This is a genomic window from Couchioplanes azureus (genome assembly GCF_014648355.1).
Taxonomy (GTDB): Bacteria; Actinomycetota; Actinomycetes; order Mycobacteriales; family Micromonosporaceae; genus Actinoplanes; species Actinoplanes azureus.
Window position 1 is genome coordinate 206070 of record NZ_BMQY01000011.1, and the last position, 12086, is coordinate 218155.

Here is a 12086-nt window from a genome sequence, read left to right on the forward strand (position 1 = left end):
GTCGGTTGCGCAGCAACCGGCGCACGGGCCTTCGCGTGCAGTGACGGCGCCCGATAGGGTGCCTTCCTGACGGGGTGATCCCCCGCGTCCACGCGGCGCGGGGAGGGTGGCGATCGGGCCGCCGGTGGGGTAGGAGCGGCGAGCATGGCGGACGAGCGGACGAGCCCGCTGCGCCCGGGTGACCCGCGCCGGCTCGGGCGGTACGAGCTGCTCGGCCGGCTGGGCGAGGGCGGCATGGGCACCGTCTATCTGGCGCAGGCCGAGGGCACGCGGGTGGCGGTGAAGATGGTCCGCGCCGACCTCGCGTCCGACGACGCGTTCCGGCGGCGCTTCCGCAGCGAGGTCAACCGGATACGCCAGGTGCCGCCGTTCTGCACCGCCGAGATCCTCGACGCCGATCCCGACCACGAGCAGCCCTATCTCGTCGTCGAGTACGTCGACGGGCCCAACCTCGCCGACGTGGTGGACACCCGCGGCCCGCTGACCGCCGCCAACCTGCACGGCGTCGCGATCGGGGTGGCCACGGCGCTCACCGCGATCCACGGCGCCGGCGTCATCCACCGCGACCTCAAGCCGCGCAACGTCCTGCTCGCCCCGGGCAGCCCCAAGGTCATCGACTTCGGCATCGCCCGGCCGATGGAGGCCACCAGCGGGCACACCCAGACCGGCGAGGTGGTCGGGACGGTCGCCTACATGGCGCCCGAGCGCTTCGGCGACGACGCCACGCTGATCGGCCCCGCCGCCGACGTCTTCGCGTGGGGCGGGGTCGTCGCGTACGCGGGCACCGGGCGTACGCCCTTCGGCGCCGACTCGCCGGCCGCGACCGCGGCCCGGATCCTGACCCGTCCGCCGGACCTGACCGGCCTGAGCGGGCCGCTGCGCGACCTGGTCGCGCACGCCCTGGAGAAGGACCCGGCCAACCGGCCCACCGCCCGCGAACTGCTCGACCTGCTCGTCGCGGGCCCGCGCCAGCCGGCGAGCGCCGCGGCGGCGCTGGCCCACCAGCCGGGCCTGCGCGTCGCGGCGGAGGAGGCGCAGGCGGCCACCGGCTACCACAGCGCCCGCCAGCTGACCGCGCTCGCGCCGCAGCGCGAGCTGGTCGGGTACACCGAGGACTCGATCGTCACCCAGCCGGTGCCACCGTCGCCGGTGGTCCCACCGACCCCGTTCGGCCACGACCCGCACCCCCGGCGGCCCTGGGTCCTGCCGGTGGCCGTGGTCCTGCTGCTGGCCGCCCTCCTGGCGGCCGGCGGGCTCGCCGTGAAGTTCTGGCCGCAGGGCGCGGAGAGGGGCGGTGTGGCGGACGGCGGCGCGGCGTCCGCCGCCCCGGTGACCGAGAGCGGACAGGCGCCGGCTCCCCAGGAAACCGGAAAGCCGCCGCTGCTCGCGGACCCGCTGCGGCAGCCGCGGCTGTGGCAGGCCTCCGACGACAGCAAGGCGCGCGCCGCCTGCTCCTTCCGCGACGGCCTCGTCGTGCGCCGCGAGCGGGAAGGCACCTTCCGCTGCCGCGGCCCGCTCGACGCCCTGCCCGACGACCTGCGGGCCGAGGTCGGCGTCCGGATCCTGAAGCCGGACAGCTGCGCCGCCATCTGGCTGCGCTTCCGGGACAACCAGGGCTACCAGGTCCGGGTCTGCGAACGCAACGTCTACGTCGCCACGCACAAGCTGGCCACCATCGACGTGCTCAGAACCTTCCCGCTGGACGGCACCCCGCTCACCGTCGGCGGCCCCACGACCACGATCACGCTGACCGTGTCCGGCGGCACCCTCGAGATCCTCCGCGGTGGTGAGCCCGTCGGCAGCGTCCGGCTCGCCGACAAGGACATCGGGAGCGGGCGGTTCGTGCTGGGCATCTACATGGAGGAGTGGGCCCTGTCGGCCGGCCCGTACGAGGTGGCGTTCACGGACGTCGCGATCTGGGGCGGCGCGTGACGGCGCCGGCCGTGGCCAGCGTCCGGATCGAGGCGAGGGCGGCGTCGCGGTCGGCGCCGAGGCCGTGGAGCAGGCTCGCGAACATGGGCACCAGGACACGTTCGACGCCGTCGTCACCGAAGTAGCCGCCGACCTCGAGCATCACGTAGCCGTGCATCGCCGTCCAGAGCTGGCCGGCGATCTCCAGCGGATCGGCGGCGCGCAGCCGGCCCTGGTCCACGGCGCGGCGGGCGGCCGCCACGATCTCGTCGAACGTGTACCTGCCGCGCTCGCGCTCGCTCGCGGTCTGCGGGCGGTACGAGCCCAGCGAGGCGGTGCCGAACATGACGGCGTACAGGTTGGGGTTCTGCCGGGCGTGGACCAGGTAGGCGCGGCCCAGGCTGGCCAGGTCGGTGATCGCGTCGTCCGTGGCCGGGACCTCCACCAGCAGCGCGGCCAGCCGGGCGAAGCCCTCCGCGACCACGGCGTCGGCGAGGTCGGGCATGGAGCCGAAGTGCGTGTAGACGGCCATCGTCGAGGTGTCGGCCTCGGTGGCCACCCGGCGCAGGGTGAGCGCCGAGGGGCCCTCCTCGGCGAGCACGCGCGCGGCGCCTTCCAGCAGGCGTACCCGCACCGCGGGGTTGGCACGGCGTTCGGTCACCCGCTGATCTTAGTGCTATAGCAATTGATATAGCGGGTGCTAACGTGGCGGGCGGAGGTGTCCTTCATGACTGAGTGGGACGCGATCGTCATCGGCTCCGGCCTCGGCGGCCTGACCTGTGCCGCCTACCTGACCGCCGCTGGGAAACGCACCCTGGTGCTCGAGCAGAACCAGGTCGCCGGGGGCTGCAGCCAGGTCTTCCGGCGCAAGGGCAACCGGTACGAGTTCGACGTGGGCATGCACTACATCGGCGAGTGCCATCCCGGCGGGCGCATGACCGCGGCCCTGCGCGGCCTCGGCCTGCAGGACCGGGTGCAGTTCCGCCGGCTCGACCCCGACGGCCACTCGACCCTGGTGTTCCCCGGGCTGACGTTCCGGGTGCCCAGCGACTGGGACACCTACCTGGCCCGGCTGATCGAGGCGTTCCCCGACCAGCGTCGCGGCCTGCGCCTCTGCATCGGCGTCCTGCGGCGGATCGGCGCCGAGCTGCGCACCGCCGCGCTGCCCCGGCGCACCCTGCGCAGCCTGCTGAGGTTCGCCCGTACGGCGCCGACCGTCGCCGCCGTCGGGCAACTGCCGCTGTCCTGGCTGTTCACCGCGTGCCGGCTCAGCCCGCTCGCCCGGGCGGTGATCGTGGGCGAGTGCGGTGACTACGGCACGCCGCCGTCTCGGGCCTCGGTCGCCCTGCACGGCGGCTTCCTCGACCACTACCTCACCGGCGGCGCCTGGTATCCCCGCGGCGGCGGCCAGGTCCTCCCGGCCCACCTCATCGACGTCATCCAGACCCACGGCGGACGGGTACGCACCAAGGCGCGGGTCGCCCGCATCCTGGTCGAGAACGGTGCCGCCGCCGGGGTCGAGCTCGACGGCGGCGAGACCGTCCACGCCCCGGTCGTGGTGTCGGGCGCCGACCTCAAGCGCACCTACCTCGACCTCGTGGGCCGCGAGCACCTCACGCCGGCCACCGTCGCGCGCGTCGAGCGCTACCGCATGGCGCTGCCGCTGTTCAGCGTCTACCTCGGACTCGACATCGACCTCACCGAGCACCTGCCGAACAGCACGTACTGGTGTTACCCGCACACCGACGTGGAGAAGGTCTACCGCGACGCCTACTCCGGTCGCATCCCGGACGAGGTGCCCATCTTCCTCACCTCGGCCACCACCAAGGACCCGGGCAACCCGCACGCGGCCCCGCCCGGCCACAGCACGCTCGAGGTGATGTGCCTCGCTCCGCACGGCACGTTCTGGCCCGGCGGCGACCGCTACCGCCAGGACCCGGGGTACGCCGCGCTGAAGGACCAGCTCACCGAGCGGCTGATCGACCGCGCCGCCACCGTGATCCCCGACCTGCGCCGCCACATCGTGTGGCAGGAGGCGTCCAGCCCGCCCACCCACGAGCGGTTCACGCTGTCCACCCTGGGCTCCTGCTACGGCATCGAGATGGCCGCCGACCAGATCGGCCCCCGCCGGCCGGGCCCGCGCACCGAGATCGCCGGCCTGTGGCTCACCGGCGCCAGCACCACCTGGGGCAACGGCATCGTCGGCGCCGTCAGCAGCGGGCTCGGCACGGCCGGCGCGATCCTGCGCCGCCCGCTCAGCGCGGAGGTCAAGGCGGGCGCGGTGATCGCCGACCCGGCCCGGCTCAGCCCGATCGGTCCGGACTGGGACCCGCTGGCGGTCTCCAAGCCCAGCTCCCCGCTGCGCCGCCGCCCCCGCGTCCCCGCCGAATAGCGCCGGCCGTCGTCGGCGCGGGCGTCGCCGTGGCGGACGTCGCGGACGGGCACGGGTGTGCCCGTCCGCGGCCCGGGATCAGTCCTTGGCGAGGCCCGCGCGGCGCAGGGCGTCGGCCATCGCGCCGCCGTTGAAGCTCGTGCCGCCGGAGCCGTGGCCGGAGCCCTGGCCGCCGCGGCGCTGCTGACCGGCGCCAGGGCGCTGGCCCCCGCCCTGCCGGGGCTGCCCGCCGTCGCGGCCGGCGCGCTGACCGTCTCGGCCACCCTGCTGGCCGCCGCGGCCGCCCTGCCTGCCGTCGCCCCGCCTGCCGTCGCCGCCGGGCCGGGCGTCGCGGCCCTCGCCGGCCTCGCGGGGCCCGGCCGGGCGGCCGTCGCGGCCGCCCTGCCGCGGGCGGTCGCCGCCGGGACCGCGGCGGTCGCCGCCGCCCTGGCGGGGCTCGTCGGTCAGGCGCATCGTCAGCGAGATGCGCTTGCGGGCCTCGTCCACGTCGACCACGCGGACCTTGACCACGTCGCCGGACTTCACGACCTCGCGCGGGTCCTTGACGAAGGTGTTCGACAGCGCCGACACGTGGACCAGGCCGTCCTGGTGGACGCCGACGTCGACGAACGCGCCGAACGCCGCCACGTTGGTCACCACGCCCTCCAGGACCATGCCCGGCTGCAGGTCGGCGATCTTCTCGACGCCCTCGGCGAAGGTGGCCGTGGTGAAGGCCGGGCGGGGGTCGCGGCCCGGCTTCTCCAGCTCGCGGAGGATGTCGGTGATCGTGGGCAGGCCCACGGTGTCGGTGACGAACTGCTCCGGCTTCAGGGCGCGCAGGATCGGGCTGTTGCCCATGGCGGTGCGCAGGTCGGTGCCCGCCGCGGCGAGGATCGTGCGGACCACCGGATAGGACTCCGGGTGCACGCTGGAGGCGTCGAGGGGGTCGTCGCCGTCGGGGATGCGCAGGAAGCCGGCGCACTGCTCGAACGCCTTCGGGCCGAGCCGGGCGACCTTCTTGATGTCCTTGCGGCTGCGGAACGGGCCGTTGGCGTCGCGGTGCAGCACGATGTTCTCCGCCAGGCCGGCGCCGATGCCGGAGACCCGGGTCAGCAGGGGGGCCGACGCCGTGTTGACGTCGACGCCGACCGCGTTGACGCAGTCCTCGACCACGGCGTCGAGCGAGCGCGACAGCTTCACCTCGGACAGGTCGTGCTGGTACTGCCCGACGCCGATCGAGCGAGGATCGATCTTGACCAGCTCGGCGAGCGGGTCCTGCAGGCGGCGGGCGATGGAGACCGCGCCGCGCAGCGAGACGTCCAGACCGGGCAGCTCCTGCGACGCGTACGCCGAGGCCGAGTAGACCGACGCACCGGCCTCGGAGACCATCACCTTGGTGAGCTTCAGCTCCGGATGCCGCTTGATCAGGTCGGCCGCCAGCTTGTCCGTCTCGCGCGACGCCGTGCCGTTGCCGATGGCGACGAGGTCCACCCCGTGCCGCTGCGCCAGCTCGGCCAGGGTCTGGATGGACGCGTCCCACTTGTTCTGCGGGACGTGCGGGTAGATCGTCGACGTGGCGACGCACTTGCCGGTGGGGTCGACGACGGCCACCTTCACACCCGTACGGAATCCGGGGTCGAGGCCCATGGTCGTGCGCGTGCCGGCGGGCGCGGCCAGGAGCAGGTCGCGCAGGTTGGCCGCGAAGACCCGGACGGCCTCGTCCTCGGCCGCCTGCCACAACCGCACCCGAAGGTCGGCGCCGAGGTGGATGAGGATGCGGGTGCGCCAGGCCCAGCGGACCGTGTCGAGCAGCCACCGGTCGCCGGGACGGCCGTGGTCCGCGACGCCGAAGCGGGCGGCGACGGCCGCCTCGAACGACGGCAGGTCGGCCTCGTCGGCCGTGGGCTCCATCGTGAGGTCGAGGACCTCCTCCTTCTCGCCGCGGAACATGGCGAGGATCCGGTGCGAGGGCAGCTTCGTGTACGGCTCGGCGAAGTCGAAGTAGTCGGCGAACTTCGCGCCCTCGGTCTCCTTGCCCTCGCGGACCTTCGCCACCAGCCGGCCCCGGGTCCACATCCGCTCGCGCAGCGCGCCGATGAGGTCGGCGTCCTCGGCGAAGCGCTCGACGAGGATCGCCCGGGCGCCGTCCAGGGCGGCGGCCGGGTCGGCGACGCCCTTGTCCGCATCCACGTAGCCCTCGGCCTCGGCGCGCGGGTCGCGCGCGGGGTCGCCGAGCAGCAGGTCGGCCAGCGGCTCGAGGCCCGCCTCGCGGGCGATCTGGGCGCGGGTGCGGCGCTTGGGCTTGAACGGCAGGTAGATGTCTTCGAGCCGGGCCTTGGACTCGGCCCCCATGATCTGGGCCTCGAGCGCGTCGTCGAGCTTGCCCTGCGACCGGATCGAGTCGAGCACGGCCGCGCGCCGCTCCTCGAGCTCGCGCAGGTAGCCGAGCCGCTCCTCCAGCACGCGCAGCTGCTGGTCGTCGAGCGTGCCGGTGACCTCCTTGCGGTACCGGGCGATGAACGGCACGGTGGCGCCGCCGTCGAGCAGCTCGACGGCCGCGGCGACCTGGCCCTCGCGGACCCCGAGCTCCTGGGCGATGCGCTGATGGATGGCTGTCGTCACGCGGTCGATTGTGACCGAGGGGTACGACGGTTGTCGCGGCGCCCCGCGAGGCCCGGCGGGATGATCACCCGGTCCGGGCGCCGGCGTCGCGCTGCACGGCCCAGAGCGCCGCCTCCGTCCGCGACGCCGCGCCGGTCTTGCGCAGCAGGTTGGAGACGTGCACGGTGACCGTCCGCACCGAGATGCCGAGCGCACCGGCGATCTGCTTGTTGCTCATGCCCTCGGCCAGGCAGCCCAGCACCTCGCGCTCGCGCGCCGTCAACTCCACCGGCTCGCGGAGCTGCTCGGCGAGCTCGGCCGGGCCGCCCGCCACGGCCAGCAGCTCGGTCAGCCGGTACGGATTGCCGCCCGTGCGGCGCCACACCGCCTCGCAGAGATCGCGCGCCGGCCGGTCGCCGCCGTACGCGTGGCCGAGGATCTGGGCGACATGCGCGGCGGTGAGCGGGCCGAGGTGCCGGCGCACGGCCCCGGGGGCGCCGGCCAGCCGCTCCAGGGCCCGCACCGCCAGCGCCGGTTCGGCCGCGGCGTCCGGCGGCCGGGAGGTCACCACGAGCAGGGCGGGCAGGTCCGCCCCGGCCAGCTCGGTGATCAGGCTCAGGCTCGCCGGGTCCAGCGCGTGCAGGTCCTCGACCAGCAGGACGGCCGGCCGACCGCCGATCAGCGCGCGGACGGCGGTCACCGCCAGCCGCAGCAGCGCGTCGGGCGCGTACCGCTCCCGGGGGACATCCGGGTCCTGGGCGAGCCACGCCAGCGCGTCCGGCGGCACCGGCAGATCGGGGCGTGGCGCGTGGGCGGCCAGCACCGCCGCGAGCCAGTCGTACGGCGCGGGGGAGTGCAGCCGCGCCGAGCCGGCGAGCACCACCTCGGGGGCCGCGACCTGCACCGCCGCCGCGGCCAGGGTGCTCTTGCCGGTCCCGGGCAACCCGGTGAGGACGGCGGGCACACACCGGCCGCCGCCGCGCACGCGTTCCCAGGCGTGCCGCAACTCGTCGAGCTCGGCCGCCCGGCCCACCATCGGTACCGGCATCACCACCCAACACTACGTAGTACGTACTACAGACATGCTCTCCGCCCTTTGGCAGTCTGGGAGCATGAGCTTGGTGCTACGCGCGGTCGCCGCCTCCGATCAGGGGCTGGTCCGGTCGAACAACGAGGACGCGGTCTTCGTGGGGGAGCGGCTGCTGGTCGTGGCGGACGGCATGGGCGGCCTGCCCGCCGGCGAACTCGCCAGCGACATCCTGGTGAAGTCGGTCGCCGTCGTCGACGACATGCCCGACACGGGGGAGCCCCTGCAGGACCTGATCGCCGCGCTCGGCACGGCGAACGAGCGGATCGAGGCCGCGGTCGCGGACGACGACGCCCGCGACGGCATGGGTACCACGGTGACGGCGTTGCTGCTGGCCGGCGACCGGGTCGCGGCCCTCAACGTCGGTGACTCCCGGTGCTACCTGATGCGCGAGGGAGCCCTGACGCAGATCACCCGCGACGACACCTACGTGCAGGCGCTGGTGGACCAGGGGGTGCTGACGCCGGACGACGCCCGGCGGCACCCGCAGCGCGCGCTGGTCACCCAGGCGGTGCAGGGCGGGCCGTTCCGGCCGGCCGGGCGGATGGTGCCGGTGCGGGTCGGCGACCGGTTCCTGCTGTGCAGCGACGGGCTCAGCGACTACGTCGAGGACGAGGTCATCGCGACGACGCTGCGGGCGTACCCGGATCGGCAGGTCTGCGCGGCGGAGCTGATCGCGCGCACCCTGGAGGCGGGCGCGCCGGACAACGTGACGGTCATCGTCGCCGATCTGGAGCCGGCCGGAGACTAGGATCGGTGGGTGCTGCTCACCACCGAGCGGCTGGTGCTGCGCCGGTTCCGGATCGAGGACGTGCCGGCGCTCGCCGGGTACCGCTCCGATCCCGAGGTCGCCCGCTATCAGTCGTGGCGCTCGCCCTACTCGCTCGACAAGGCCCGCTACGCGGTCCAGACGATGGTCGCGGCCGATCCGGGCCAGCCGGGCTGGTTCCAGTACGCGGTGGAGCTGCCGGGTGAGGCGGCGCTGATCGGCGACGTCGGCGTCAACCTGGCCGACAACCTGATGCAGGCCGAGATCGGCTACACCCTCGACCCGCGCTGGCAGGGCCGCGGTTACGCCTCGGAGGCGGTCCGCGGCGTCCTCGGCCACCTCTTCACCGTGCGGGGGCTGCGCCGGGTGTCGGCGGAGTGCGACGCCCGCAACACCGCGTCGGCGCGGCTGCTGGAGCGCGTCGGCTTCACCCGCGAGGGCCTCCGGCGCCAGCACACCTGGATCAAGAACGAGTGGACCGACGACCTGCTCTTCGGCCTGCTCGCCGCCGAGTGGACGCCGCCGCGCTGACGGACGGCGCACCCGTCACGGGTGGTTGTCCACAGGCTCGGCGCGATCGAGGGCGCTCCGGGCCCGGCCAGGGCTATGGTGCTCGTGCAGCACGGTTCGCCTGCCACGGCAAAGGAGCCTCGGCCATGACTAGTCGCCTCAACCCGTACATCTCGTTCCCCGACGGCACCGCCCGCGCCGCGATGGAGTTCTACCGCGACGTCTTCGGCGGCGAGCTGCGCATCAGCACCTTCGGCGACTTCGGCGCGCCCGACCCGGCCGCGGCGGACAAGATCATGCACGCCATGCTGGAGGCGCCGAACGGGTTCACCCTGATGGGCGCCGACGTGCCGCCGGGCATGCCGCACGTGGCCGGCAGCAGCATCTCGGTCAGCCTCAGCGGCGACGACGCCGACGACCTGCGCGGCTACTGGGAGAAGCTGTCCGGCGGCGGCACGGTGACCATGCCGCTGGAGAAGCAGGCGTGGGGCGACGAGTTCGGCATGTGCAAGGACCGGTTCGGCGTCGACTGGATGGTCAACATCAACTCGCCGCAACCCTGACCGGCCAACCGGCCGTTTCCGCAGGCGTGAAGCGCTCAGCGCGGTACGGCGCGGAACCACTCCTTCCGGTCGGCGGGGTCCGGTCCGCGGCGCCGCTGGAGGGGCGGCCGCTGGGCGTCGACCGCGGCGTGGTGGTCGAAGCGGGTCACCAGGATGCCCTCGCCGCCGGTCAGGTCGGGTAGCGCCGCGGCGAGCCGCGCCACCCGGGCGGACGGGAGGTGCCCGGTGAGGCGTGCGTACCCGCCGGCGGTGGCGGTGTCGAGGACCCGTGCGCCCAGGCGGCCGAGCAGCGAGGTCACCGCAGCGTGCGCGGCACCCGGCAGGTCCAGCTCGAACCGGTCCACGGGCTGGCAGACCCGGGTGCCGGCGCGGCGGAGGGCCGCGGCCACCACGACCGGGGCGAGGTTGCGGAAGTCCGCCGCGACGCTGGAGATGGACTTGTCGAACTTCTGGTGCGGTTTGCTCTGCCGCGGGTAGTACTGCGAGGACGTCATGGTCACCCGGCAGTCGGTGACCGGCCAGCCGGACAGGCCCTGGCGCAGGCCCGCGTGGACACCCTCCTCGGTCGCGGCGACGAAGGCCGCCGGAAGCCGGCCCCGTTCGATGCCGGGTGAGAAGTCGATGCCGTGCCCGACGGGTGCGGCGTCGACGCGCAGCCCGAGCCCGGCGAGGTACGGGTTGCCGCGCTCGGCGATCCGGTCCCGCGCCGCGCCGGCACCGGTGACCCGTTCGATGCAGGCGACGGTGGTGCCGCTGAAGCGTGCCTCGACGCCGTACCGGTCCGCCAGCAGCGCGCCGAGGACCTCCTTCTGTACCTCGCCGTGGAGGCTGAGCACCGCCTCGCCCGCCCGCTCGTCGAGGCGCAGGTCGATCAGCGGGTCCTCGTCGGCGAGCTCGGCGAGGCCGGCGAACAACGCGGTACGCTGCGCCGGGTCCACGGGCTCGACGAGCGCCTGCACGGTGGCGGGCGGGAAGCGGTGCGAGCGCCGCTCGGGCGGCGCCCCGACGTTCTGGCCGATCCGCGCCGACGTCCCCCGGAGCGCGGCGATCTGCCCGGCACGCGCCGCCGGGCGTACCAGGACGCCGCCGGGCTCGCTGACCGCGACCTGCGTGATCCGCTCCGGCCGGCCCGTGCCGAAGCTGACCCGGTCGCGGACCCGCAGCTCACCCGACCACAGCCGGACCCAGGCGCGCCGGCCGTGCTCGTCGCGGTCGACGGCGAAGACGGTCCCCGCCACCGGCCCGCCGTCGCGTCCCGCGCGGGGCAGCACGTCGACCAGGACCCGGCACAACTGCGGTATCCCGGTGCCGGTCAGCGCCGAGCCGCAGACGACCGGGGTGAGCGTGCCGCGGCGTACGCCGCGCCGGACCGCCCGCCGGACATCGCCGCGGCGCACCGGTTCACCCGCGAGCCACCCGGCCAGGACGCCGTCGTCGACCTCGGCGACCGCCTCGACGACGGACTCCGTGCCCCAGTCCAGTGGCCGCACCCGCGCCTCGCGCCGGCCCTCGCCGGTCACTTCGGTGAGCAGGACCAGGTGCGGGCCGAGCCGGTGACGCGCCTGCGCCAGGACCCGGCCCACGTCCGCCCCGGACCGGTCCACCTTGTTGAGGAACAGCACGGTCGGTACCCCGATGCGGCGCAGCGCCCGCCAGATCACGACGGTCTGCGGCTGCACCCCCTCGACGCCGGAGACCACGAGTACCGCGGCGTCGAGCACGGCGAGGGACCGCTCGACCTCCGCGATGAAGTCGGGATGGCCCGGGGTGTCGAGCAGGTTGACGGTCAGGTCGCCGATCGCGAAGGAGGTGACCGCCGCCCGGATGGTGATGCCGCGCCGGCGCTCCAGCTCCATCGCGTCGGTCCGGGTGGTGCCGGCGTCGACGCGGCCGGGTTCGGCGACGACACCCGCCTCGAACAGCAGGCGCTCGGTCAGGCTGGTCTTTCCGGCGTCAACGTGTGCGACGACTCCGAGGTTCAACAATGCCAACGCGCGACTCCACGGTAGGACGGTCAAGGGTCCGGAACGTGGAAGCTGCGCGCATGATCGTCTCCTCTTCTCGCCTGAGCGCGCCGATGATGACAGGAGATCCGCGCGCCGGGCCACCCATATTCGTGGCGCCCGCGATCGAAGGCCGTGGACATGACGGCGCCGCCCCCGTCAGGTGGGGGGCGGCGGGCCGGAGGGGTTTCAGTGCGCGGTGTCGAGCTGGGTGCGCAGCTTGGTGAGGGCCTTGGTGAGCAGGCGGCTGACGTGCATCTGGGAGATGCCG

At 74.4% G+C, this 12086-nt stretch carries 9 protein-coding genes; 5 read left to right on the forward strand and 4 right to left on the reverse strand.

Features of this window, described 5'->3' with window-relative positions:
* Positions 1–144: 144 nt before the first annotated feature.
* Complete coding sequence (locus IEY99_RS29915; RefSeq protein ID WP_189207439.1) at positions 145–1932, forward strand: serine/threonine-protein kinase; 1788 nt, start codon at positions 145–147, stop codon at positions 1930–1932.
* Here IEY99_RS29915 and IEY99_RS29920 read toward each other — a convergent pair.
* A complete protein-coding gene (locus IEY99_RS29920; RefSeq protein WP_189207440.1) occupies positions 1901–2572 on the reverse strand; it encodes a TetR/AcrR family transcriptional regulator in 672 nt (223 codons plus the stop codon). The genes IEY99_RS29915 and IEY99_RS29920 overlap by 32 nt on opposite strands.
* A gap of 66 nt (positions 2573–2638) precedes the next feature.
* Here IEY99_RS29920 and IEY99_RS29925 point away from each other — a divergent pair, with 66 nt between their 5' ends.
* The gene (locus IEY99_RS29925; RefSeq protein ID WP_189207441.1) at positions 2639–4303 is read left to right on the forward strand and encodes a phytoene desaturase family protein; all 1665 of its coding nucleotides are present in this window, start codon (positions 2639–2641) and stop codon (positions 4301–4303) included.
* Between the two features lie 78 nt (positions 4304–4381).
* On the opposite strand, the gene IEY99_RS29930 is transcribed toward IEY99_RS29925, so the two are convergent.
* Positions 4382–6904, reverse strand: a complete 2523-nt coding sequence (locus IEY99_RS29930; RefSeq protein WP_189207442.1) for a Tex family protein — start codon at positions 6902–6904, stop codon at positions 4382–4384.
* Positions 6905–6968: 64 nt separating this feature from the next.
* Positions 6969–7931, reverse strand: coding sequence for a helix-turn-helix domain-containing protein (locus IEY99_RS29935; protein ID WP_229799373.1), 963 nt, complete (start codon positions 7929–7931; stop codon positions 6969–6971).
* A 64-nt stretch (positions 7932–7995) separates the two neighbouring features.
* Between IEY99_RS29935 and IEY99_RS29940 the strand changes: the two genes are divergently transcribed.
* The 3 genes from IEY99_RS29940 to IEY99_RS29950 all read left to right on the forward strand — a co-directional run bounded on the left by IEY99_RS29940 (position 7996) and on the right by IEY99_RS29950 (position 9812).
* Positions 7996–8721, forward strand: coding sequence for a PP2C family protein-serine/threonine phosphatase (locus IEY99_RS29940; RefSeq protein ID WP_189207444.1), 726 nt, complete (start codon positions 7996–7998; stop codon positions 8719–8721).
* A 9-nt stretch (positions 8722–8730) separates the two neighbouring features.
* Positions 8731–9270, forward strand: coding sequence for a GNAT family N-acetyltransferase (locus IEY99_RS29945; protein WP_189207445.1), 540 nt, complete (start codon positions 8731–8733; stop codon positions 9268–9270).
* A 125-nt stretch (positions 9271–9395) separates the two neighbouring features.
* Entirely contained in the window at positions 9396–9812 is a 417-nt protein-coding gene (locus IEY99_RS29950; RefSeq protein WP_189207446.1) for a VOC family protein, read from the forward strand.
* Positions 9813–9847: 35 nt separating this feature from the next.
* Here IEY99_RS29950 and IEY99_RS29955 read toward each other — a convergent pair whose 3' ends face one another.
* Positions 9848–11803, reverse strand: a complete 1956-nt coding sequence (locus tag IEY99_RS29955) for an elongation factor G (RefSeq protein ID WP_189207447.1) — start codon at positions 11801–11803, stop codon at positions 9848–9850.
* Between the last annotated feature and the right edge of the window lie 283 nt (positions 11804–12086).

What these genes read in the sequence shown, in the direction of transcription:
- IEY99_RS29915 (WP_189207439.1), top strand. Translation starts at nt 145, where the DNA reads ATGGCGGACGAGCGGACGAGCCCGCTGCGCCCGGGTGACCCGCGCCGG.
- IEY99_RS29925 (WP_189207441.1), top strand. Translation starts at nt 2,639, where the DNA reads ATGACTGAGTGGGACGCGATCGTCATCGGCTCCGGCCTCGGCGGCCTG.
- IEY99_RS29935 (WP_229799373.1), bottom strand. Translation starts at nt 7,931, where the DNA reads ATGCCGGTACCGATGGTGGGCCGGGCGGCCGAGCTCGACGAGTTGCGG.
- IEY99_RS29940 (WP_189207444.1), top strand. Translation starts at nt 7,996, where the DNA reads ATGAGCTTGGTGCTACGCGCGGTCGCCGCCTCCGATCAGGGGCTGGTC.
- IEY99_RS29950 (WP_189207446.1), top strand. Translation starts at nt 9,396, where the DNA reads ATGACTAGTCGCCTCAACCCGTACATCTCGTTCCCCGACGGCACCGCC.